Here is a 23,919-nt window from a genome sequence, read left to right as displayed (position 1 = left end):
CGCGCAATAGCACCCGGAGATGCAGGGGAGTATAATGCAAGCCATTGGCTATTCCCGATTTGGCCCCGCGTCGGAGGTTCTCTCGGTTGTCGAGTTGGAGACACCCGCACCATCCGCCGGTGAGGTTTGCGTGGAGTTGGCCTTCTCGGGCGTAAACCCCTCCGACGTCAAGGCGCGCGCGGGGGCACGGCCCGGAGCGACGACCCCTGCCTTCCCACTTATTGTCCCTCACAGCGATGGGTCGGGCGTGATCGTAGCCGTGGGGCCGGGTGTCGACCCTGCGCTCATCGGGGCGCGCGTGTGGATCTGGAACGGTCAGTGGCAACGCGCCTTTGGCACCGCGGCCAGCCATATCACGCTTCCGGTCGCGCAGGCCATTGCCTTGCCGTCGGAGGTGTCGCTTGAGACAGGGGCCAGCCTCGGCATCCCGGGTTTGACTGCGGCCCATGTGGTGTTTGGTGGTGGAGATGTTGCGGGACAAACCCTGTTGATCCACGGCGGTGCGGGAACGGTCGGACATCTGGCTGTGCAACTCGCCGCATGGGCCGGGGCCCGGGTGATCGCAACGGCGCGCGGTGCGGGTCTTGCCCGCTGCGCGGCTGCGGGCGCAGATGTTGTGCTCGACTACACAGCCCCGGATCTCGCCGAGCAGATTTTGGCTGCCACTGCTGGTGCGCCGATTTCCCGCATCATCGAGGTCGAATTTGGCATGAACATCGAGACCAACGCTGCTGTGATTGCCCCCAATGGCACCATCGCAGCCTATGGATCCGCGCTCAACATGACACCAAGCCTGCCGTTCTACCCGCTGCTCTTCAAAGCTGTGACCATCGATATTGCGCTCATCTATCTGCTGGACAACACGGCGCGGCAGGTCGCGACTGCCAAACTGCACGCCGCATTGCGCGCGGGCGCTGTGTCGTGCCCGGTTCAGTCGGTTTTTCCGCTTGCCGACACAGCGCTGGCGCATGAGGCTGTCGAACGGGGGCAGCGATCTGGCGCTGTTCTGATCGATGTGGCGCGATAGCGAGGTGCGGCAGGCCTGCGCGCACTGTGGGTCGGTGATCTTGTGGTTGAAAACCTCCTCAGTGCGATCTATTTTCCGTACAGAGCGCGTGAGTGCTGTGATGAGGGTTTTTTGAAATCAGGACTTGCACACAGGTCTTCAGACGCTTATTCAGCGCGCGTTGTTGGGATGTAGCCAAGTGGTAAGGCAACTGTTTTTGGTACAGTGTACCGTAGGTTCGAATCCTACCATCCCAGCCATTTTTACTTTTTGTGTGTCGTCCGGCATGAATCCCAACTTGTCCGGTAAGAAAGCCAACTTTTGTCGGGCAAGAACGCGACTTTCAGCAGGTTTGGTGGATCTGACCTAAGGCCGTTGGCCCAGTTGACGGTTTTCCTCTTTTACAGGAACAGCTGTTAGAAATTCGGTCAGGTTGCCTTGGATCCGGCACCCAGGGCGGATTCCGGACTTTCGCTGCAGGCGCTGTATGGTCTCAACAGCCTTGCCAAAGCGGACCTTATCTCTGGGAAAGCGCGTAAGTGTTTCTCCTGAGACTCAAACGTTAGCCAGCGTTCCAATTATCATCAGCTTCTTTATAGCCGTCGAAATACACGTTCCTGCGATCCGCCAGCGCAATTGAGCCATTCGTATTGCGGTCCGTCCAATAGTGGCCAATGAGCTGGGTTGGCGGCCTGCCAATGACCTTGTATCTAAAACTCCCGTAGTGAATTTCACTAATTCCGGATCGTAGGTGGATACTTGGGTCACTTTGATATGCGCCGTAGACGAAGGTTGTACCGTCAGTTTGGATGTCAAAGCTTGACGCAACGAGGAACGACTCGGCTTGCTCAGTCATCAACCTGATCGACATTGAGCTAAATGTCTGTCGAATGACTGCAAAACCGTCGACAGCAGCAACAGGCTCCTCCGAACCCGGAGCTTTGTAAGACGATTGGAGAGAAACCCGCCAAGTTCCGTTCAGGTCCGGACGCTTAACGAATTTATGTACTGGCCAGATCTTCCAGATGTATTTATCAAACAGCCATAAACATGAAGTGATTGCAGCCAGAGTTAGGGAATAGGGTTGCGCGTGTTCCCACGTGAGCTCGATACCAAGCACCCAAAGGAACCCTCCCCAAACCACAATGGCGATGATAAGAAGTACTGAGACTGTCGTCCTATTGAGCAATGCGTAACCCATGTTTGAGCATCTGAAACAAACCTTGCTCCAAATACATCAAAGCGGCGAACCGTTCCACCCGGCGATCTTAGTATTCGCATCTGGCTCAATTTCCGAGGTAGATTGTATTCCGATGCCAAGAGATCCAGTGCCAGAAGTAGGACAGCGATTTGGCGTGACTTTCATCAAAGACCTTGAAACTGCCCTCCATATCAACCCAAGTATCCATGATGGCGCTATCGTATTCCAACGAAACCAGCAGGATGAAGAATACTACCTGTCAGCATGGTCCATGCGTATCGTAAGCCGGCACACACCGTCATCGTCCATGCCAAATCTAGGTTCGGCTCACAACAGTACACTTTCGCTTTCGATGGCAATGGCCATAGATGCGTGCTGCATACTTTCAACAACAAAAGCTGTCTTCTACGTCGAAGGTCGCGCTACAACACTGGTGGCAAATTAGGAGAGCCAAACCTAGCGACCTGCACTGTTCCAATACCGGCGCATGGATGTGAGAGTGTTCCTAAAGTCACTCCCGTTCCAACAGACGTCGGAACCGTCACGCACAAGATAATACCGCTCGTTCGCGCACAGCAAATCTGGGACATTGCAACGCTCAAGCCAATAAAGCGCGTTCTCTATCGTTTGCTGGTGCGTTGCAACGAAGTGTTCGTTTGGCACGTTGTAAAGCATACCTTCTAAAAAGTACGATGGAGCCACCCCATCATCAATATACCCGTCACTGACCATCGATCTACGCATGTTCTTCAGAACGCGGACATTTGGTTTGAACCGATTACTTGTCGCTTGGTGCATTGATGTACAGTTGCTCATGTGCTGATGAGGGTAGTTGATGATCTTGTCACCGTCCGAGGTCCAAAAGCAGATTCCTTCGTGGAATTTGGGACCGCCCATCGCGGGGTAGGAAAAGTATCGACGGTGTTCAGCACATGCGAGAACATCGGCGTCGCGACGGCTGTTACTCCCAGGGACCGCAATGGCCTTATTGCCTGGCGTGACTCCACTTCCGAAATTCTGACGCAGCCAAGAGGTTACCTCATCCTTAAACTGATTTATTGAGTATTCAGCAGGAATTCGGTTCTGTTCGTAGCGCTGTTTCTCATCTGTGCTTAGCTCATCGATATCGCTATAGAAGACCGAAGTTAGGCAGATAGCGATGTCGACATCACTTTCAGCCCAGACATTTGTGTTGTTTCCGTATGAACCCTGAAGAAAGATGTTAAAGCTCCGATTGGCGTATGGCGCCTGAGCACTCTCTAGAACAGTTTTGATTGTTTGATAGGTCGCCGCTGACTGTTGCACCGAACCCTGATGTGACCATGTCTCAAGTTGGTCTTCTGAAATTGCCATTATTATACCTTCTCCAAAAGCAGTTTGCGTACCTCAACTTCACGTCGCGCAAACGATTCCGCGCCCTGCTGGCGCAGGAGGTTCAATTTCTTGGGGTCATGCTCAAACATATCCGTCGCCATTTCTGGCTTGTCAAAGGTGTCGCTGATCCGAACTGTTGGCACGTTTGAGTAGAGCAAGCGCCTGAGTTGGTCCATTGATGCGGTGTTCACCTCGAGTGTCTTCTGAAGTAATTGGACCGGAAGGAAGGTGTTGATCCGGCGAGCAATAAATCCACGCTTCGGCTCTGGATACTGGCCACATCCCAAAGGTAGTAGACGACAATTCTCAGGAGCATACCCGAGCGCAACTGTCGCATCGGCAAGCGCATAGAGTGATGGGTTGTTGGCACAATAGCCGCCGTCGAACAGTTCAACGACGTCACCAGAAGCCGTTTCTAAGGTTTTGATCTCAAAGAACGGGTATGCCGAGCATGAGGCCTCAATAGCATCCGCCAAACTGCATCCGAAACCTGGAACAAAAGTGGCTCTTCGACCGTGGGCTTGCGTTTCCATACTCTTGAAGATCATCGGCGTCTCAAGTTGCCACCTAGTCGATACGATGCCGAGACCGGTCAGGACTGTATCGAAACCTATGGATGTGACCCAGTCGCGAACGACCCGTGCATACTGGCGTGTCGAGATATGCAGACGCTCGTGGAAGCGACCGGGCCAGAGGTATTCGGAGCCGACCATGAGCTCGTCTTCCATCCACTTCTCGACCGAGGCCCGGGTGCCTTCAGAAATCTCAAAGCGCGCCGGTTTCTGCGTTTTGCTTTGCAAGACAGAAGCGCGTTCTTTGATTTGGCCTGATGCCATTACATCGACGACTTTCATCTTCACCAGATCACAGCCGCGGAGCTTGCTGTCGATCGCCATGTTGAACAGGGCGAGGTCGCGATGGTTTTCGGCCAGTTCAAGTCGAACCCGGATCGTCCAGACGTGTTTTGGTTTCAGCGGCCGCTTCTGACCCACAATGCGCCCCTTGTTCCATGCAGGGCGAAGCGCGCGAATGGCTGGCAGGTTTGGTGTTTCCATGACTGATCCTCCGATCCGCCATGCCCTCCCACAACGACAACCCGACGTTGACCGGGTCTATGTATCACATGATGCTGCGCTGCCTCGGAGATCGACAGAGATCCCAAACTCACCGATGCTGCGCCTAGCGCGAACTGGAGCGATGCGTCCAACGCCGACATTGGCTCGAGTACAGGCCGCCAGTATATCTACGGCAAGACCTAGAAACACCTTAGTCGAGGCAATTGATAAATTCCCGAACCAGCTTCAAACGTACACGGTCTTTGGTTGCAATCAGGTAAGTCTCGTGATGCCGGTCGAGCTCTGCGATAGGGATCTCGACCGCTGCGTTTTTGATTAAGCTGCTGTCCCGAAGAAAAACGGCGACGCCAACGCCTTGCAGAACCGCCTCATACATCAGTGGAAAGGTCGTCATTGTCACAATCCGCTGCAATGCGATCCGATGCGTGCGGCACGCGTCCTCAAGAACGCGTCTTGTGAGCGATCCTTTCTCTGGAACAATGACCGTTTCCACCTCCAAGTCTTTCAGCGAAACGCTGTCTCTTCGCGAAAGCGGATGTGCTAGAGGGCAATAAAGGACGTAATCTACACTTTCGATTGGGATCCGTTCCCAAATCTCCGACGCGGGCGGGTCTGTAATCAGCGCAATATCAGCGAGCCGATTTCGGGTCATCTGGGTTGCGGTCGACCAGTCATACAAACTGAAACTCACCTCAATATCCGGGAACCGGCGCAAAAAAGCAGCGATCAGGCGGAGTGCCGGCTGGGGCGCATTGCCGATTACATTCAAACGGCCGCTTCTCATGGCGTTAAAGCCTTCCAGGCGTTCGGAGACTTCTGCCTCTAACGCGGCCATGCGATCGGCAAGATCGTAGAACTCTTGCCCCGCTGGCGTAAGCTCTACCCCATCGCGTCCACGGCGCAAAAGGAGAGTGCCTGCGGCCTTTTCAAGGTTACCGATGTGCTGCGTCACTGTGGACTGGGTGACGCCCATTCGCGCCGCCGCCGCAGAAAAGCTGCCTTCGCGGACGACATAGGCAAACGCCACAAACTGATGGTGGTTTGGCCGCATGCGGTCCCCTTTCACGTAACCCATAGAACCCATCGGTTTCACTAATATGACGTCACAAAAATGTGGTGCAGCGCTCATACCCCTAAGGCGGACCTCGGGGGGAATCGCATGGCTGGCTTATCGATCAATTCGATCACCAAACGCTTCGGAGAAACCGAGGTGCTCAGGGATGTCACACTGGACATTGCGGATGCGGAGTTTGTCTCGCTTGTTGGTCCCTCAGGCTGTGGCAAGTCGACATTGCTGCGGATCATCGCGGGGCTTGAGGATCCGACTGGCGGCGAAATTGCCATTGATGGCGAGGCCGTCACGGGCATGCGGGCAGCGGATCGAAATCTGTCGATGGTGTTTCAATCCTATGCGCTTTACCCGCATCTGACCGTGGCCGAAAACATCGCCGTACCGCTTCGGATGCGGTCGCTTTCGGCAGGTCAACGGCTCCCCGTAATCGGGCCATTCCTACCCGGTTCGAAAGACAAGCGCGCCGAGATCACGGCAGCAGTGAAGGACGCAGCTGAGATGCTGGAGATCGGCGCGCTGCTGGATCGCAAGCCTGGGCAACTGTCGGGCGGGCAACGGCAACGCGTGGCATTGGGGCGCGCGTTGGTGCGCAGCCCGGCGGCCTTCCTGTTGGATGAGCCGCTGTCCAACCTGGACGCCAAACTCCGCGTGCAAACCCGCGCTGAGATCGCGCAATTACATCGCCGGCTGAATGCAACCTTCATCTATGTCACCCATGATCAGGTCGAAGCGATGACCATGTCTGATCGGATCGCGGTGATGATGGATGGGGAGATCCTGCAATGCGATTCCCCGAGCATCATCTACGAAGATCCAAACGACATTCGCGTGGCCGAATTCATCGGTTCGCCCAAGATCAACATCCTGCCCGTTGAGCTGCACGAGCGCACGCTGTCGCTGTTTGACAAGCCGGTCGGCCGCACGGCCATTGGGGCGAAGGCGGGTGTGTACCAGCTCGGGTTGCGGCCCGAGGCGATACATCTGGCGAAGTCTGACCCTCTTCTCACCGGCACTGTTGCACATGTCGAAAACCTGGGGGCGGAGGTCTTTGCGCAGGTCGAACTGGCAGGTCAAACCGCGCGCGTGACGTGTCGCGCAGCGCCCGCCGCGCGCGACCAATTGCGCCTTGGTGCCGAAATTGGGCTGAGCTTCGATCTGGCAGATGCGCTGATCTTTGATGCGGATGGCAAACGGCAGCGCGGCGTGGAAGTGACGCTCGATCAACCGGTCGAGGCGGCGTAAGATGGCAGTGATAGACAGCACCGCGATCCCGCGCAAACCGACCCAAGTCAATCGGCAGGCGCGGACGGCATGGGGCCTGGCGACGCCCGCGCTTGCCTTGATGTTTCTCATCCTTCTGGTGCCTGTAGTGGTCGCTGCAGTCCTCTCATTCACCAACTATTCGCTCGGCAACAGCGGGTTTGATTGGGTGGGATTCAAGAATTACGGCCGGCTCTTCACCCGCTCCACCTACGAGAAGATGTTTATCGCGACGTTCAGCTATGTCGTGGTGGTGGTGCCTGTCTCTGTGGCCTTGGGGCTTGGGGCGGCGCTTTTGGTCAATTCGCTGGGCCGGTTCGGGGACGTCTACAAGACGATCTACTTCCTGCCCGTCATGGCGACGCTGCTGGCCATGGCGATCGTATGGGAGTTCATGCTGCACCCCACAATTGGCGTGATCAACCAGACGTTAGAGATGGCCTGTGGAACGGTCCTTGAGGTGATCCCCTTCGTCGCCAAGGGCTGCGCGGATGGGTTTCCGCTGTGGCTTGGGGACAAGGACTACGCGATCTGGGTGCTGTGTTTCATCGGCATCTGGCAGGGCTTCGGCTTCAACATGGTGCTCTACCTCGCCGGCCTGACCGCGGTGCACCGCGAACTCTACCATGCCGCCGAAATGGATGGCGCGAAAAGCGCGTGGGAGTGGTTTCGGCTGGTCACATGGCCCGCGCTTGGGCCCACTACGGTATTCGTCGTCACAATCTCCTGCATCCGCGCTTTTCAGGTCTTCGACACGGTCGAGGCGTTCTGGCCGCAAGGCGGGGGGCCGAACAAATCTACCTACGTGATGATGTTCGCTATCTTTGAAAAGGGCGTGCAACAAAACCTGATCGGCATCGGCTCGGCGATCACCATGCTGTTTTTGGTCTTCGTGATGTTCCTCACCCTGATCCAGCGCTGGCTAGTCGAACGCAAGGTGCATTACTGATGACGCGCGATATATGGAAACACCTCATCCTGATCCTCGGCGTGATCATCGTGCTGGCCCCGTTCTACATGATGCTCAGCTATTCGTTCAAAAGCCCGGGCGAGATCGACCGGGGCGTGGGCGGCTTTTTCGGACGCCAAGCGATGATGGTCGACGAGCGCTGTGTGAAGCTGCGCGACCCAAACCGGGACGAGATTGCCGCCGCCGCCCCGCAATATCCCGGCAAGACCGACAGCGAAATCCGAGAGGCGATCATGGCCCAGGCTGAAGTCGACTGTTCCATGCGCCCTGTGGTGTTCAACTATTCGAAGGCCTTCATTGAGGCACCCCTACTGCGTTACTTGTTGAACGGTGTGATCGTCACCGCGTCGATCTTCTTCATTCAAGTGCTTGTTGCCCTGCCCGCTGCTTATGCGCTTGCTAAACTGAAATTTTGGGGACGAGAAGCAGTGTTCGGGCTGGTGTTGTTCTGCCTATTGATCCCGGTGCACGCGATTGCCCTGCCCCTCTACATCATGCTTGCTAAAGTCGGGCTGACCAACACCTACGCCGCGCTGGTGGTGCCCTGGACGATCTCGGTTTTTGGGATATTCCTCATGCGTCAGTTCTTCATGACCGTACCAGATGATCTGATCGATGCTGCGCGCATGGACGGGATGACCGAGTTCGCCATCGTCTGGCGCGTGATGCTGCCGACGGCCGTGCCTGCCCTTCTAGCCTTTGCCATCTTCTCCATCGTCGCCCATTGGAACGATTATTTCTGGCCCCGCATCGTCGTCACCGGCAGCCGGGATCTGTTCACCCCGCCGCTTGGCCTGCGAGAGTTCAAAGGGGACGCGGATGGGTCCTTCTTCGGGCCGATGATGGCCACCGCCACCATCATTGTCACACCGCTTATCGTTGCATTTCTGGTCGCACAACGCCGCTTTATCGAGGGGATCACGCTGTCTGGAATGAAATAGGGTGGGATCGCTCCCACCCTACTCGTCGCCCTTTCGGGCTTATCACCGGGGTCTGCCAATCGCCAAACCGTCAGCCCCAACAACTGGAGTAGATGCAATGAAATACACGCTGACTGCAATGGCTGTGGCCCTTTCTGCCACCGCTGCTTATGCCGAAGACAAGGTGACAATCGAGTTCGCCTATCCCTACAGCCACCTCTTTGACGTGACCTATGGGGCAATGATGCCCGCCTTCAAAGAGGCGCATCCGAACATCGAGGTGAAGTTCCGCGCGACCTACGAGTCCTATGAGGACGGCACCAACACCGTGCTGCGCGAAGCAGTTTCAGGCAATCTGCCCGACGTGACTATGCAGGGCCTGAACCGCCAGGCGCCTCTGGTCGAAAAGGGCATCGCGCAATCGCTGGAGCCGTTCATCTCTGCCGAAGCTGATTTCGAAAAAGACGGATATCATCAGGCGATGCTGTCGCTGTCGACGTTCGATGACGCGGTCTACGGCCTGCCCTTCTCGATCTCGCTGCCGGTTGGCTACTACAACATGGACATTCTGCGCGAAGGCGGGATCGAAGAGTTACCGCAGACATGGGACGATGTGATCGCGGCTTGCAAAACCATGAAGGCCAACGGCATCGACAACCCGATCTTCTGGGGTTGGAACATTACCGGCAACTGGTTCATGCAAGCTCTGCTGTGGTCGCAGGACAGCGCGATTGTCGACAATGGCAAAGTCACAATGGACAGCCCCGAAGCGCTTGTCGCTTTGGAGCAGATGCAAGAGATCTTCACCGAATGTGAAATGCAGAACCTTGAATGGAAAGCGGCCCTCGCGTCCTTCTCTGCTGGTGAAATCGGCATGATGTTCTGGTCTACGTCGGCTCTTGGCGCAGTTGAGCGCAGCCAGGGCGACTTTGAATTGGTTACCGGCCCTTTCCCGGGGTTGGAAGGCGCGCCGAAAGGCCTGCCCGCAGGCGGCAATGCAGCGATGCTGACATCTACCTCCGACGATCCGAAAGTGCGCGAAGCCGCCTGGACCTGGCTCAAGTACATCACCTCGGGTGACGGTGCGGCCGAAGTGGCCAAGACCACCGGCTATATGCCACCGAACAAGGCCGCGAACGAGATCATTCTTGCGGATTTCTACGAGCAGAACCCGAACAAACAAACCGCTGTGGACCAACTCCCGCTGCTGCGTGACTGGCTGGCCTATCCGGGTGACAACGGCCTGGCGATCACGCAGGTGATATATGACGGGATTGAACGGATTGTCACCGGCGACGCCACCGACATGAAAGAGCTGCAAGAAGAGCTGGTCGAAGAAATCGCCGACCTGCTACCGAACGGCTAAACCCAAAGGCTGGTCGCCCTTTGCAGGGCGGCCAGCTCTCTTTCGAAAGGCACCGCGATGAAACTCGTCCATATCTCCGACATTCACCTGACCGTTCCGGGCGAACGGATGGGCGGTCTTGATCCCCATCGCCGTTTTGCGCAGGCCTTGGACGAGGTGCGCAGCAAACATCAGGATGCCGACAGGATCGTCATCACCGGTGATCTCACCCATTGGGGCGAACCGCTGGCCTATGCCGCGCTCAAAGACGCGCTTTTTGATCTCCCCTGCCCGGTTCGATTACTGATGGGCAACCACGATGACTGCGCGAATTTTCTGGCGGCCTTTCCAGATCAACCGTGCGATGCCAACGGCTATGTGAACTATGCCGAAGACCTGCACGGCACGCAGCTCATCTATCTCGATACCACCGCGCCGCGCACGCATGCGGGGCATTTCGGCGCGGACAGGCTCGAATGGCTTGAGGCGCAGTTGCAAGGGTGCAGCCGCGCGCGACTGTTCATGCATCACAACGTCATGGCACTCGGCCAGCCCGCCGAAGACAAAATCGCGCTGGTCTCGGAGGACCGGCCTGCCTTTGCCGACTTACTCAAACGCTTTGCCAACAAAGTCGACTATCTGCATTTCGGCCACATCCATGCGATTTGCACGGGCACCTATTGCGGCATTCCCTTCGCCTCCGTGCGATCAACCGGCAATCAGTCTCTGCCCAACTTCACTGAGACTGAATTGCTGCACGGCGGGCCCATGGCCCCGTCATTCGCGATCATCGACGCGGGCGAGGACAGGACCGTCATCCATGACATCCCGTTCACGTGGGACGGGCCGATCTTTTCTGCGGGAACGGGCTGGGACGACTGGGCCAAGCCACTGGCCGCGGAATGAAGTTCATCCACCTCACGGACACCCATGTGATTGGTGATGGTCTGCTTTACGGCGAGGACCCCGGCGAACGGCTGAGGCTGGCTGTCCAATCCATCAATACCGAGCATGGCGATGCGGAGTTCGTCATCCTGACAGGTGACATGACGCATTGGGGCGATGCCTCAGCCTATGTACGATTCGCCGTCGAAATCGCAAAGCTGAAGATGCCCGTGCATCTTATGGTCGGCAATCACGACGACACATCGTCGCTGATGCAGACCTTTCCTGATGTCCCGCGCGATGAGAATGGTTTTGTCCAAAACGCGTTCGAGACGCCTTTTGGCCGCTTCCTGCTCCTCGACACTGTGGCGGAAGGCACCCACGCGGGCGCCTATTGCGAGGCCCGCGGCACATGGCTCAAGCGTCAACTAGAAGCGCCCGGACCGGTCTTTCTGTTCATGCACCACCCGCCTTTTGCGGTCGGGATCAAGGCTATGGACGCAATCATGATGCATGACGCCGAGCCTTTCTATGATGTGATCGCGCCTCACAAAGCGCGCATCCGCCACCTGTTTTTTGGCCATGTTCACCGCGCCATTTGGGGCAACTGGCGCGGCATAAGCTATTCTTGTATGCGGGCGTTGAACCATCAGGTGGCGCTTGATCTCGACGCGCCAGCCGAGCGGATCAACGGTAATTTCGAGTCCCCTGCGTATGGGGTGGTTCTGCTGGATCAACACCAGCTGACCGTTCACATGCACGACTTCGCTGATCAAAGCACACGTTTCCAGCTGTAACAGCCGCGATCCGGAAACGAGTTTGCCATCGACGCGGTTTTCGTCGTTGCTCATCCGCGGGACCGTCAGCCCGTATGAGATGTTGGAAAAGCTGCAGGACCACACCGTTAGGCGGGGACTGGAGTAGCGGCTCGGGCGTTTGCCGCGCCCAAGGCTGGAGATCGCTGACATCTTTCGGAACTATGGTCCCGCATATCGCCGGGCCAATGCGGGTCATATCAGTCTCGGCCAACTCAAGTTGATGTCGGCTATAGAGGCCTGCCGGACCGAGGTGCTCGGCGGGCATGTGGCGGGGTGTGCCAAATGCGGCCACCATCACATCGCCTATAACTCTTGCAAGAACCGGCACTGCCCCAAATGCCAAGGCCCTGCCGCACGCGACTGGATGGAGGCGCGGGCCGAAGATTTGCTGCCGGTCGAGTACTTCCACGTCGTCTTCACAATGCCCGCAGAGATCGCCCGCATCGCGTTTTGGAACCCAAGGGCGGTCTACGGCCTGTTGTTCCGCGCATCTGCGCAAACCGTGATGAACATCGCGGCCGACCCCAAGCGTCTCGGGGCGAAGATCGGCATGACCAGCGTGCTCCACACTTGGGGATCCGCACCCACTCACCATCCGCACGTCCACATGATCGTGCCGGGCGGCGGCCTTTCACCGGATGGCACCAATGGGTCGCCTGTAAGCCGGGGTTCTTCCTGCATGTGCGTGTGCTGGCGCGGCTCTTCAGACGCCTGTTCCGGGAAGGGCTCATGGAATTGTATCGCTCAGGCCAACTCAGCTTCTTTGCCGATCTTGCTCACTTGGCGCGGGCGGATGCCTTTGCGAAGTGGCTTTCCCCGTTCCGCAAAACCGACTGGATCGTTTACGCCAAGCCTCCGTTTGGCGGGCCAGAGGCGGTGCTGGCATATCTGAGCCGCTATACCCACCGGGTTGCGATCTCGAACCATCGACTGGTCAGTGCGGATGCCAATACCGTGGCTTTCCGCTGGAAGGACTACCGTATCAAACGAGGTGACCGCCAAAAGGTCATGCGCTTGGCTACCCCCGAGTTCATTCGCCGCTTCCTGATCCATGTTCTTCCCAATGGGTTCCATCGCATTCGCCACTATGGCCTGTTGGCCAGCTCAGCACGCAAAACAAACATCACGAAGATCCGAACTTTGCTTGGTGCTCAACGCACGGAAGAACCCACAGAGCCCGAGTTGGAGCCAGTGGTAACCCCGCTCACCTTGCGAGAGCCATGCCCCTGCTGCGGCGGCCCAATGAGCATCATAGAGATTTTCCGGCGCGGTCAAATGCCGATGTCGCGTGCGCCACCACGGGAGCAAGACGCATGATCCGATGCTGGATCCCACACTTTGATATGCTCCGGTCGTCATTGGGTGATCGGCCAAGACCGTTTGCGACTATCATCCAAAATGGCGGTCGGTGTCCCATTCTCAGCGGCCAATCTCCGCAACTTCCGCGAAGAAGGTGGCGGAAACTGCTTGCAAATGCCGCGACCCAAAAAGAAGGCGTCGCGCCCGTGGCATTGTCAGCCTCACCCGTCAGCGCTATTTCCCCATAGACAGCAACCAGCCCCCGCGGCTTCCTCCTTCCGAGGTTTGTCAACGCGGGCCGCACGTCTCGCAGGAAGGAAATGTTGCACCCCGGCCCGCATCGAAAAACCTTCAGGAAAGCGGACGTTCGCCGCAGGTGCAACGCGATCGGATAGAATTGCAAAAGCGGACCTTTGGCGCTTTCGAACACATCGACGTTACGCAGTAAAAGTGCGCGACTGCTGTATCGACTGCGCAAGCTCGCGGCAATCTTTCAACTCGCGCCCTAATTGGCCGATTTGCGCGTTTCCAAGAACTGCCGCGGTACGCTAAATCTGACGGCTCTGGATTCGACGCCCAGGGCGTATTTTGTTGAAAAACTCGAACTTGAGCCCAGAAATCGTTAGAAGCGACGCATGGATATACTGTTGGGTCCGCTTCTCTTGCGGTGCCGCAGAATAAATAAGGTCCGTGAGTGCCGCTGTGACGGCCGTGTGCGTGCCGAGCCGGTCATGAGCACGAGGTTTGCGCCAGTTGACGAAAATACATCATTCTCCTCGCCAGTTCGGTGCGCTCAATCTATGTTGAAGCGCAGGTCGTGATCGCAAAACATGCCTGTGTTGCAGGGGTATTCTTGTGACGGGGTTTTCTTTGCGACATGTTTGCGCTAACAGCGACGGCAACGTGATCGCTCAGCATCAGAAAGACATCTTATGGTTTCGCGCGTTATCCCCGTTGCTTCTTTCGACCTTGTGATTTTTGGCGGCACGGGGGACCTTGCACGCCGCAAGATCCTGCCGGGGCTTTTCCGACGTTATTGCGCAGGCCAGATGCCGCCCGAGGCGCGGATCATCGGTGCGGCGCGGGCAGACATCGATGTCACCACCTATCGCGACATGATCGGTGAGGCCATTGCCGAGTTTGGCGGCAGCACATCCGTCGACCCTGAGGACCTCAACGCATTTTTGCAGACCCTCTCTTATGTCGCCATCGACGCACGGGGTGAGACCGGCTGGCGCGAGTTGGCCAAGCAGATGCGGCGAAAGGTGGTGCGGGCCTTCTACTTTTCCGTGGCGCCCGGGCTTTTCGGGGATCTGGCCGAACGCCTGAACAACCACGGTCTGACCGATGACGACAGCCGCATCGTTGTCGAAAAACCCTTTGGTCGCGATCTGGAGAGCGCGCACCAACTGAACCAGGATCTCGCGGCTTTCTTTGACGAGGGGCAGATCTACCGGATTGACCATTACCTCGGCAAGGAAACGGTGCAAAACCTGATGGCTGTGCGCTTTGGCAATATGCTGTTTGAGCCGCTGTGGAACAGCCAGTTTGTCGATCACATCCAGATCACCGTGGCGGAAACCGTGGGCGTCGGCGGGCGCGGCGAGTACTACGATAAGTCCGGTGCCATGCGGGACATGGTGCAGAACCACCTGATGCAGCTGTTGTGCCTGATCGCGATGGAGCCGCCCGCGCGCTTTGACCCGGACGCGGTGCGCGACGAAAAGCTCAAGGTGATCCGCGCGCTGGAACCGGTAGAGCCGCATCACATTGTGCGCGGCCAGTATGAGGCCGACCAAGATAACCCAGAGGAGCACCCCGACTACCGCACCGCTGTCGAAAACCCCAAGTCCCGCACCGAGAGCTTCATCGCCATGAAGACCCATATCGCCAATTGGCGGTGGGCCGGCACACCGTTCTACCTGCGCACTGGCAAGCGCATGGTCGCCCGCTCTTCCGAGATTTCGATTGTCTTCAAAGACACGCCGCATTCGATCTTTGGCGAAGAGGCGGGGCGGCACCGCAATGTGCTCTCGATCCGGCTGCAGCCCAATGAGGGGATCAAATTGGGCGTGACCATCAAGGAACCGGGGCCTGGCGGAATGCGGCTCATTGATGTGCCGCTCGATATGACTTTCGCGGATGCGCTTGGGCCGGATGGTGCGGAAAATGTCGATGCCTATGAGCGGCTTATCATGGACGTGATCCGGGGCAATCAGACGCTGTTCATGCGCGGCGACGAGGTGGAAGCGGCCTGGGCCTGGACCGATCCGATCATTGAAGGCTGGACAAATCGCGGCGATGTGCCCAAGCCTTACGCCAGCCATAGCGCGGGGCCGGACGCCTCGGCTCAGCTGATGCGTCGCGACGATCGGGACTGGCGAGAGGTGACCCCATGAGCTTCATTGAGAATGCGGACCGCGATATGGCGATCATGAATGTCGCCCATGCGATCACGAGCGATCTGCGCAAGTGCCTGCTGCAGCATGAGACGGCCAGCTTTGCTGTGCCGGGTGGCACCACGCCGGGGCCGATTTTCGATGCGATGAGCTCGGTCGAGATTGACTGGGACCGCGTGCATGTGATGCTGACGGATGAGCGCTGGGTGCCCGAGGATCACGCGCGCTCCAACGCGGGCTTGGTCAAGGCACGGTTGCTGACGGGCCGGGCGGCGGCGGCCAAGTTCATCTCCTTCTATCGTGACGGCATGAGCGCCGAAGAGGCCACCCCAACGCTCTCCGAGGCCCTTGCGGGTGAGGTGCCGATTTCGGTGCTGCTGCTGGGTATGGGGGTTGATATGCATACGGCCTCGCTCTTTCCTGGCGCGCCGGGTGTCGCGGCCGCCATGGCCAGGGGCGCGCCGCTGGTCTGCGCGGTCAACCCCGCCGATCAGCCCGAGGCCCGCATTACGCTGAGCGCGCCAGCGCTGGACGGCGCCATGGACAAACATCTGGTGATCTTCGGCGACGACAAGCGCGCGGCCTTTGAGCGCGCGCAATCCTTGCCGCCAACCGAGGCACCTATTTCAGCCGTGATTTCCGGAGGAACGACACATTGGGCGGCCTGACTTCTCACTGGGACGCGCTTGCCGCGCGATTTGGCGCAACAGCGGATCGATCCATCCTGTCGCTCTTTGACGAGGCAGGGCGGGCAGAAGCGTTTTCGGCGCAGACCGGCGATATGCTCTTTGACTATTCCAAGACGAATATCGACGCTGAGACGCGCGCGGCCCTGATCGCGCTGCTGGACGCGGCGGATGTCGCAGGCAAACGGGCGCAGATGTTTGCGGGCGCGCCAATCAATGACACCGAGGGGCGGGCGGTGCTGCATACGGCGCTGCGCAACCTCGACGGCGGGCCGGTTCTTGTGGATGGCGTCGATGTGATGCCGGGCGTGCTGGACACACTGACCCGTATGCGGAGCTTTGCGCAGGACATCCGCGAGAGTGAGATCACCGATGTGGTGAACATCGGCATCGGCGGCTCTGATCTGGGCCCCGCCATGGCCGTTGACGCGCTGGCGCCCTATCACGACGGTCCGCGCTGTCATTTTGTCTCGAACGTGGATGGGGCACATATCGCTGATACGCTGCGGGGCTTGGATGCGCGCAGAACGCTGGTGATCGTGGCCTCAAAGACCTTCACCACAATCGAAACGATGACCAATGCCCGCACGGCCAAGGCCTGGATGCAGGCGCATGGTGGCGAGCCGCAAGCGCAGTTCGCGGCACTCAGCACTTCGGAGGAGAAGACCCGGGCCTTCGGCATTCCGGCCGAGCGGGTTTTCGGGTTTGAGGATTGGGTCGGCGGGCGCTATTCGGTCTGGGGGCCCATTGGGCTGTCGTTGATGATTGCCATTGGCCCCAAGGGGTTCGATGCTTTCCTGCGGGGCGGACAGGCCATGGACCGGCACTTTCAGGCGGCTGACTGGTCCGAGAATGTGCCTGCCATGCTTGCACTGGTGGGGATTTGGCACGCGCAGGTCTGCGGCCATGCCAGCCGTGCAGTGTTGCCCTACGATCAGCGGCTGGCGCGCCTGCCGGACTACCTGCAGCAATTGGAGATGGAATCGAACGGTAAGGGCGTCCAGATGGACGGCAGCCCGGTCGCTGTGTCCAGTGGGCCAATTGTCTGGGGGGCGGCAGGTACCAACGGGCAACACGCGTTCTATCAACTGATCCACCAGGGCACGCGGGTGGTGCCGTGCGAGTTCATGGTGGCTGCAGAGGGTCACGAGGCCGAGTTGGCGCATCACCACCGGTTGCTGATTGCGAATTGCCTGGCGCAATCCGAAGCGCTGATGCGGGGGCGGTCACTGGACGAGGCGCGTGGCAAGATGGCCGATGCAGGCTTCACCGGTGATGAGCTGGAGCGCCAAGCGCAGCATCGGGTGTTCGAGGGCAACCGTCCGTCCACCACCCTGGTCTACCCCAAGCTTGATCCGTTCACGCTTGGCCAGATCGTGGCGCTTTATGAACACCGGGTCTTTGTCGAGGGGGTGGTGCTGGGCATCAACTCCTACGATCAATGGGGCGTGGAGTTGGGCAAGGAGCTGGCCACATCCTTGCAGCCGGTCATCGAAGGCAGCGCACCTGCGAGCACCAAGGATGAGTCGACAGCTGCGCTGGTCGGTTTCATTCGGCGACATAGCGCCTGATGTGCACAGCGGCGGCCTGAAAGCCCACCGCACCTGCCAGAACAAACGGTTGAGACCAGCAGGTTGGGTGGGCTTTCAGGCCACCCTTGGTCACATGTTTTCATCGCGCGCGCCGTCTATTTCGACAAACCGCCGGTGCAGGTCGTCCGGGATCGGATACCGGGCAGAGCCGTCGCTGGTCAGCAGGACCAGCACACAGTCGAATGTGGCCCGCAGGGTGCCGCCTGCCCAGAGGGTCTGGGCCAGTGAAAACGATGTGGTGCGGAACCCGGTGCATCCGCATGTCACCACATAGTCTTCGTCCATCAGCATTTCCTGCCTGTAGTGGATCTGCCCAGACCGGATCACGATCCGCGGCCCCTTGTCTGCGCCGGTAGAGCGCGACAGCCCCCACTCTTGCGTGTAGCGGACCCGCAGCCGCTCGAACCATTGCATGTAAACCGCATTGTTCACGTGATTGAGCACATCCAGCTCGGAAAACCGCACCTGATCGGCCATCGCCAGAGGGGCCGTGGGCGCAATGCCCAAATGCGATTGCATCTCAGGTGACAGCGGGGTGTGATAACGCAGATCCATAAGCTTCGCATAAGGCCAGGCTTTGGGTTTGCCAAGGCTTGCCAGTCCCGCCCTCAGACGGCACGGTGTCTCACCGCCCGCGCAAGGCGGCATAGGACACATCGGAGACCGCCATGCTTGGACAAATGATGACTGCCCCTTTGCTCATTTCCGGCCTCATGGACCACGCCGCGCGCTATCACCACGACACGGAGATTGTCTCCGTCAATACCGGGGGCGGCGAGGAGCGCACCACTTGGCACGCGGTCGCAAATGGCGCAAAGCGCCTGGCTTCCGCGCTCACGCGACGCGGCTTTGCACCTCAGACCCGTTGTGCCACCATTGCCTGGAACAACCGCCGCCATCTGGAGATCTACTTTGGCGTTTCCGGCGGCGGCTTTGTCTGCCACACGATTAATCCACGGCTCTTTGCCGAACAGCTGATTTACATCATCAACCACGCTGAGGATGGGGTGCTGTTCATCGACCGCAGCTTTCTACCGCTCGTGGCCGCCATCCGCGACAAGCTGACGACGGTCAAGCTGATCGTTCTGCTGGAAGCGGAGGTGGGTGATGCGGCGGCAACCTTGCCGGGGCTCATAGCCTATGATGATCTTCTGGCCGAGGGCGATGCGGGTTTCGATTGGCCCCTGCTGAATGAACAGACGGCATCGAGCCTGTGCTATACATCGGGCACCACGGCCAACCCCAAAGGCGTTCTATTTTCACATCGCTCGACCGTCCTGCACAGCCTGTCGTGCAATCTCGCGGATAGCCTTGGGTTTTCCGCGCGGGATATCGTGCTGCCAGTGGTGCCAATGTTTCACGTCAACGCCTGGGGCACACCTTATGCCTGCGCTATGGTCGGGGCGCGTATGGTCCTGCCTGGGCCGGGGCTGGACGGAGCCTCACTGGTTGATCTGATCAGCCGCCACGCGGTTTCGGTTGCGCTGGGCGTGCCAACAATCTGGCAGGGGTTGCTGGCCGCGGCCGAGGCGCAGGACAGCGCGCTCACATCCCTCAAGAAAACCGTTGTTGGTGGCTCCGCCTGTCCACCGTCGATGATCGCCGCCTTCCGGGATCAGCACCAGGTCGAGACCCTGCACGCCTGGGGCATGACCGAGATGTCCCCCATAGGGTCAGTGAACCAGCCGTTGGCCAAGCATGCAGCACTGGCACCGGACGCGCTGGACCGGCTGCGGGAAAACCAGGGGCGCCCGCCCTGGGGGGTGGAGTTGCGAATTGTAGACGACACAGGCGCGCCTCTGCCGCCGGATGGCAAAACTCAAGGTCAACTGCTGGTGCGTGGCCACTTTGTGCTGGATGCCTATTTCCACATGTCGCAGGCCGAGACGCTGCAGGACGGCTGGTTCAACACCGGCGACATCGCGACGCTGGATGAGAACGGTTATCTCACCATCTGTGATCGCGCCAAGGACATCATCAAATCCGGTGGTGAGTGGATCAGCTCAGTCGAGCTGGAGAATATCGCGATTGCGCATCCGCAGCTCGCCGATGCGGCGGTGATCGGCGCACCGCATCCGAAATGGGATGAGCGGCCCGTGCTGGTGGCGGTAAAGGCGGAGGGGCACGACCCGGACCCGACCGACATCCTGTCGATTTTCGAGGGCAAGATCGCGAAATGGCAGATCCCGGACACGGTGGTCTTTGTGGAGCGCTTGCCGCGAAATGCCACGGGCAAGGTCCTGAAACGTGACTTGCGGGCCACTTTTACCAATATCCTGACGGGGTAAGGCGGTTTTAACCCACATCCGGTGAAAAACCCTTAGAAGAGGATTCAACCTCAGATCGACTTGTCACGCCGGAGACACCTTATGCGACTTTCAGCCCTGATCCTCGCCGCAGCACTTCCGACCACGGCTCTGGCCGGGCCGGATCGTGTGTCGATCCTGCTTGGCTCCGAACACTTCAACGCCACCGAGGATTTTCGCGAGTTCAACCCCGGCGTATTCCTGACATGGGAAGGGCAGACGTTCGACTATTCGGTGGGGGTGTTCCAGAACAGCTACTCAAATGTCTCGCCACTGGTGTCGATCTCTTATGATATTGAGGTTGCGCCCGAATTCGAAGTGGGCGCGTTCGCAGGTCTTGCTGTCTACCCCGGCGAGGGGGATCGGTTTGATCATTCAATCGGTAACGTCATCCCGCTGATCGGCCTGCAGGCCCGCTACCGGAACGTCTTTGCGCAGCTCCTACCGGCGGCGGGGCAGTCGACCGATGGGGTGCTGGCCTTCGGCCTGACCTTCGATCTGGACTGAGATATCTTGGCTGGCTGGAGCGGGTAACGGGAATTGAACCCGTAACTTAAGCTTGGGAAGCTCGCGTGATACCTTTTCACCATACCCGCGCTCAGCGCTGACGTAGTTGTTTCACAGAATAGGGTCAAGGGCCATCACCGGTCCGGGCGCCGTGCCTGGAAGAAATTGATCTGGGCGGGCACACGCACGCCTTTTGGTGTTTCGAAGTCCCGCAAGGCCTCGTCAACCCGCGCGGTGATGGCGGCACTGTCGGATGCGCTGCCCTGGAAGTAGTCCACCGTCCGGGCGACCGGGCCGATGCTTGTTGCCATTGCGGCAACCTGCGCGCGTGTCCCGGGCGGTGTCAGGGCTATCTGTGCTGCATCCGCTTCGAACCGGTCGAACCCCGCAGTCTTCAGAATGCCCTGAACGCGGTCGATATCGCGGAAGGCGAACGGTCCGGGTTCGTCCGGATCCACGCTGGGCGGCGCACCGAGCACGTCTTTGGCCGCCTGAACCGCCATGCTGAACCAGGGGTTGTTCACGAACGGGCCCCAGCACGCGAAAGTGACATGAGCGCCAGGTTTCAAACCCTTCAAAATATTCGCGAATGCAGCCGCTGGATCGGCAAAAAACATCACGCCAAAGCGGGAGATCATGTGGTCAAACCGCTGCGTGTCGAAAGCATATTGTGCCGCATCGGCTTCGGCAAAGGAGATGGCGCTGCGCCCCGCAGCCCGTGTCTCCGCCAAGGCCAGCATGGTCGGGGAGATATCGGCACCCAGAACAGACCCGTTGTTTCCAACCAAATCTGCCGCCTGAAGGGTGCTGGCGCCGGTGCCGCAGCCGATGTCCAACACGCTGTGCCCCGCTGCCAGGGGTGCACGCGCAAAGACCCCATCGAGCACCGGTTGCATCAGCGCATCCAGCAATGCCTGCTGCTCCACCCATTTCTGACCGGCCTGTGCCGTCCAGAAGCTGGCCTGTTCGCTGTTGTCCTGGCTCACGCGCGGCGTCTCCTGCGGCGGCCGCCGCAGGAGGTGTCGGTTGTGCCGGTGTTGAACGTCTCCTCAGGCAGGGTCACGAGAGACCTTAGGATGGGGAAAGGCTCCACCGCGTTGGGGATGGCCGAGGCGTTCACGAAATGCTCCTGAAAGCGCGGCTCGATGGCGGTTTCGATCTTGTGGATCGCCTGCACGGTCGCCTCGATCTCGGCCCGGGCCGCGGTGTTCAACAGCGCGATGCGCGCGCCGGTGCCAGCCGCGTTGCCGGCGGAGGTGACCTTGTCGAGCGGTGCATCAGGTATCATGCCCAGCACCATGGCGTGTTTGGTCGAGATATGCGCGCCAAAGGCCCCGGCCAGCACCACGCGGTCCACGCTGTCGACGCCAAACTTGTCCATCAACAGCCGCGCCCCGGAATAGAGCGCCGCCTTGGCCATCTGGATTTCGCGGATGTCGCGGTTGGTGATGGTGATCTTGGGGCCGCCGTCTGCGCTGCCGTCATAGAGCAGATAGGAATAGGTGCGCCCGTCTTGAAAGCAGTGGTTTGAGCCCGTCTGCTCAGGCGAGCCGATCAGCCCCGGCGCGTCCACAATGCCGTGGATGCGCATCTCGGCCACCATCTCGATGATGCCCGAGCCGCAGATGCCGGTCACGCCGGTGGTGGCAATCATCTCGGCAAAGCCGTCTTCATCGGACCAGAGGTCAGACCCGATCACTTTGAAGCGCGGCTCTTTCGTCGCGGGGTCAATCTCGACCCGTTCAATGGCGCCGGGGGCCGCGCGTTGGCCTGAGCTGATCTGCGCGCCTTCAAAGGCCGGGCCAGTGGGCGAGGAGCAGGCGAGCACCTTCTCGCGATTGCCCAACAGGATCTCGGCGTTGGTGCCTACATCGACGACCAGCACAAGCTCGTTGGATTTGTCCGGGGCCTCAGACAGCGCGACGGCGGCAGCATCCGCGCCCACATGGCCCGCGATGCAGGGCAGCAGGTAGATGCGCGCGGAGGGGTGGATGTTCAGGTCCAGATCATCCCCGCGCAGCCGCAGCGCCCCATTTGTGGCGAGCGCAAAGGGCGCTTGGCCCAGCTCAAAAGGGTCAATCCCCAGCAGCAAATGGTGCATGACCGGGTTGCAGACAAAGACCGCATCCACAATCAGCGCCTTGTCGATCTCCGCCTCTGTTGCGATCTGGGTGAAGAGCCCGCACATGCCTTCGCGAACGGCGCGGGTCATCTCTTCCGCGCCCTTGGCGTTCATCATCGAATAGGACACGCGGCTCATGAGGTCTTCGCCAAAGCGGATCTGCGGATTCATGACGCCGGAGGAGGCCAGCACCTCGCCGGTTTGCAGATCACACAGATGCGCCGCGATGGTGGTGGAGCCGAGATCGACCGCCAGCCCATAGACCGTACCTTCGTAGTACCCCGGCCAGATGTTCATAATGCGCGGGCGGTTTTCCCGATCGCCCAGATGCACCGCAACCGTGACCTTCCAATCGCCCTTGCGCAGGATGGGCTGCATCGTCTGCAAGATGTGCAGATCAGCAGTGACGTCGGTGAGGTCCCACTGGCTTTCAAGTGCGGACCGCAGCCGTTCCAGATCTCCCGAAGGGTCGTGCATGTCAGGCTCGTTCACCTCGACGTAGAAAAGCTTGGTCGAGGGGTCGAGCACGATCTCGCGGGCCTCCGCGCGTTTGCGCACAACCTGCTTGTGCACCTGGCTTTCGGGGGGGACGTCGATGACAACATCACCCTGCACCGTCGCCTGACAGCCCAGACGGCGCCCTTTGGCCAGCCCGCGTTTCTCGTCATAGCGTTGCTCGACGCTGTTCCACTCCGACAGCGCGTCCTCGCGCACGGTCACGCCGTGTTTGGAGAACTCGCCATAGCTCGGTGTGATCTGGCATTTCGAACAGATCCCGCGCCCGCCGCAGACGGAATCGAGGTCGACACCCAGCTGTCGCGCGGCCGTCAGTATCGGTGTTCCGACCGGGAACCGGCCCCGCTTGCCCGAAGGCGTGAACACCACGAGGGGATCATTGCTCATCTTATCGTCACACTCTTCCTGCTCTGGCCCGGACCTTACTGTGCACTGCGCGTCGCACATGCTGATCTGCGTCACATAATGGGTCGGGCGCGGCATTGCCCGCTCGAATTTGTCATAACGATTATGAACAACCGGTGAGCGAGCGCGCTGCGCGTGTCGCGGTTTTGACCCTTTTCAT

19 protein-coding genes, 2 tRNA genes and 2 pseudogenes are annotated in these 23,919 nt (G+C 59.2%); 15 read left to right on the top strand and 8 right to left on the bottom strand.

Annotated elements, in window-relative coordinates; translation table 11 throughout:
* The first annotated feature begins 34 nt into the window (after positions 1–34).
* The gene (locus So717_RS00280) at positions 35–1,027 is read left to right on the top strand and encodes an NADPH:quinone reductase (protein WP_159974220.1); all 993 of its coding nucleotides are present in this window, start codon (positions 35–37) and stop codon (positions 1,025–1,027) included.
* A gap of 164 nt (positions 1,028–1,191) precedes the next feature.
* Positions 1,192–1,266, top strand: a tRNA-Gln gene (locus So717_RS00275).
* 302 nt (positions 1,267–1,568) lie between these two features.
* Here So717_RS00275 and So717_RS00270 read toward each other — a convergent pair.
* Positions 1,569–2,207 carry a Cap15 family cyclic dinucleotide receptor domain-containing protein gene (locus So717_RS00270; RefSeq protein WP_159974219.1) on the bottom strand — a complete coding sequence of 213 codons (639 nt, stop codon included), beginning with the start codon at positions 2,205–2,207 and terminating at the stop codon, positions 1,569–1,571.
* On the opposite strand from So717_RS00270, the gene So717_RS00265 reads away from it, so the two are divergent.
* On the top strand, positions 2,206–2,652 hold the full coding sequence (locus tag So717_RS00265; RefSeq protein WP_159974218.1) for a hypothetical protein: 447 nt from the start codon (positions 2,206–2,208) through the stop codon (positions 2,650–2,652). The two genes, So717_RS00270 and So717_RS00265, sit on opposite strands and share 2 nt — an antisense overlap.
* 11 nt (positions 2,653–2,663) lie before the next feature.
* Here So717_RS00265 and So717_RS00260 read toward each other — a convergent pair whose 3' ends face one another.
* The 3 genes and pseudogenes from So717_RS00260 to So717_RS00250 form a co-directional block, all read right to left on the bottom strand.
* A complete protein-coding gene (locus tag So717_RS00260) occupies positions 2,664–3,560 on the bottom strand; it encodes an anti-phage nucleotidyltransferase (protein ID WP_159974217.1) in 897 nt (298 codons plus the stop codon).
* 625 nt (positions 3,561–4,185) lie between these two features.
* Positions 4,186–4,636 (bottom strand): annotated as a pseudogene (locus So717_RS00255) (site-specific integrase); the annotation flags it as partial.
* A gap of 211 nt (positions 4,637–4,847) precedes the next feature.
* Positions 4,848–5,732 (bottom strand): LysR substrate-binding domain-containing protein, encoded by an 885-nt coding sequence (locus So717_RS00250; protein WP_238840571.1) that lies wholly within the window; start codon positions 5,730–5,732, stop codon positions 4,848–4,850.
* 84 nt (positions 5,733–5,816) lie between these two features.
* Here So717_RS00250 and So717_RS00245 point away from each other — a divergent pair, with 84 nt between their 5' ends.
* From So717_RS00245 to pgi, 10 genes and pseudogenes are all read left to right on the top strand, one after another.
* Positions 5,817–6,971, top strand: a complete 1,155-nt coding sequence (locus So717_RS00245; RefSeq protein WP_159974216.1) for an ABC transporter ATP-binding protein — start codon at positions 5,817–5,819, stop codon at positions 6,969–6,971.
* Between the two features lies 1 nt (position 6,972).
* Positions 6,973–7,938 carry a carbohydrate ABC transporter permease gene (locus So717_RS00240; protein WP_159974215.1) on the top strand — a complete coding sequence of 322 codons (966 nt, stop codon included), beginning with the start codon at positions 6,973–6,975 and terminating at the stop codon, positions 7,936–7,938.
* The gene (locus tag So717_RS00235; RefSeq protein WP_159974214.1) at positions 7,938–8,900 is read left to right on the top strand and encodes a carbohydrate ABC transporter permease; all 963 of its coding nucleotides are present in this window, start codon (positions 7,938–7,940) and stop codon (positions 8,898–8,900) included. Before So717_RS00240 ends, So717_RS00235 begins: the two co-directional genes overlap by 1 nt.
* Before the next feature lie 97 nt (positions 8,901–8,997).
* Positions 8,998–10,245 carry an ABC transporter substrate-binding protein gene (locus tag So717_RS00230; RefSeq protein ID WP_159974213.1) on the top strand — a complete coding sequence of 416 codons (1,248 nt, stop codon included), beginning with the start codon at positions 8,998–9,000 and terminating at the stop codon, positions 10,243–10,245.
* 57 nt (positions 10,246–10,302) lie between these two features.
* Positions 10,303–11,130: a phosphodiesterase gene (locus So717_RS00225; protein WP_159974212.1), complete on the top strand. Its 828-nt coding sequence runs from the start codon at positions 10,303–10,305 to the stop codon at positions 11,128–11,130.
* Positions 11,127–11,906, top strand: coding sequence for a phosphodiesterase (locus So717_RS00220; RefSeq protein WP_159974211.1), 780 nt, complete (start codon positions 11,127–11,129; stop codon positions 11,904–11,906). The genes So717_RS00225 and So717_RS00220 overlap by 4 nt, the downstream gene beginning before the upstream one ends.
* A 139-nt stretch (positions 11,907–12,045) precedes the next feature.
* A pseudogene (locus tag So717_RS00215) lies at positions 12,046–13,244 on the top strand (IS91 family transposase).
* 914 nt (positions 13,245–14,158) lie between these two features.
* The gene (gene zwf, locus So717_RS00210) at positions 14,159–15,625 is read left to right on the top strand and encodes a glucose-6-phosphate dehydrogenase (protein WP_159974210.1); all 1,467 of its coding nucleotides are present in this window, start codon (positions 14,159–14,161) and stop codon (positions 15,623–15,625) included.
* Positions 15,622–16,293: a 6-phosphogluconolactonase gene (pgl, locus tag So717_RS00205; protein WP_159974209.1), complete on the top strand. Its 672-nt coding sequence runs from the start codon at positions 15,622–15,624 to the stop codon at positions 16,291–16,293. The genes zwf and pgl overlap by 4 nt, the downstream gene beginning before the upstream one ends.
* Positions 16,290–17,882: a glucose-6-phosphate isomerase gene (gene pgi, locus So717_RS00200; protein WP_159974859.1), complete on the top strand. Its 1,593-nt coding sequence runs from the start codon at positions 16,290–16,292 to the stop codon at positions 17,880–17,882. The genes pgl and pgi overlap by 4 nt, the downstream gene beginning before the upstream one ends.
* A gap of 90 nt (positions 17,883–17,972) precedes the next feature.
* On the opposite strand, the gene So717_RS00195 is transcribed toward pgi, so the two are convergent.
* Complete coding sequence (locus tag So717_RS00195; protein ID WP_159974208.1) at positions 17,973–18,458, bottom strand: acyl-CoA thioesterase; 486 nt, start codon at positions 18,456–18,458, stop codon at positions 17,973–17,975.
* Between the two features lie 113 nt (positions 18,459–18,571).
* Between So717_RS00195 and So717_RS00190 the strand changes: the two genes are divergently transcribed.
* Positions 18,572–20,191, top strand: a complete 1,620-nt coding sequence (locus So717_RS00190; protein ID WP_159974207.1) for a long-chain fatty acid--CoA ligase — start codon at positions 18,572–18,574, stop codon at positions 20,189–20,191.
* Between the two features lie 81 nt (positions 20,192–20,272).
* A complete protein-coding gene (locus tag So717_RS00185) occupies positions 20,273–20,716 on the top strand; it encodes a hypothetical protein (protein ID WP_159974206.1) in 444 nt (147 codons plus the stop codon).
* 15 nt (positions 20,717–20,731) lie between these two features.
* Here the strand turns inward: So717_RS00185 and So717_RS00180 are convergent.
* From So717_RS00180 to So717_RS00170, 3 genes are all read right to left on the bottom strand, one after another.
* A tRNA-Gly gene (locus So717_RS00180) sits at positions 20,732–20,805 on the bottom strand.
* A 45-nt stretch (positions 20,806–20,850) separates the two neighbouring features.
* On the bottom strand, positions 20,851–21,702 hold the full coding sequence (locus So717_RS00175) for a class I SAM-dependent methyltransferase (protein WP_159974205.1): 852 nt from the start codon (positions 21,700–21,702) through the stop codon (positions 20,851–20,853).
* Complete coding sequence (locus So717_RS00170; protein WP_159974204.1) at positions 21,699–23,741, bottom strand: ASKHA domain-containing protein; 2,043 nt, start codon at positions 23,739–23,741, stop codon at positions 21,699–21,701. The genes So717_RS00175 and So717_RS00170 overlap by 4 nt, the downstream gene beginning before the upstream one ends.
* Positions 23,742–23,919: the final 178 nt, after the last annotated feature.

The organism is Roseobacter cerasinus (assembly GCF_009811755.1).
In the GTDB taxonomy this organism is placed as follows: Bacteria; Pseudomonadota; Alphaproteobacteria; order Rhodobacterales; family Rhodobacteraceae; genus Roseobacter; species Roseobacter cerasinus.
This window is presented reverse-complemented; position numbering and strand designations above follow the sequence as displayed.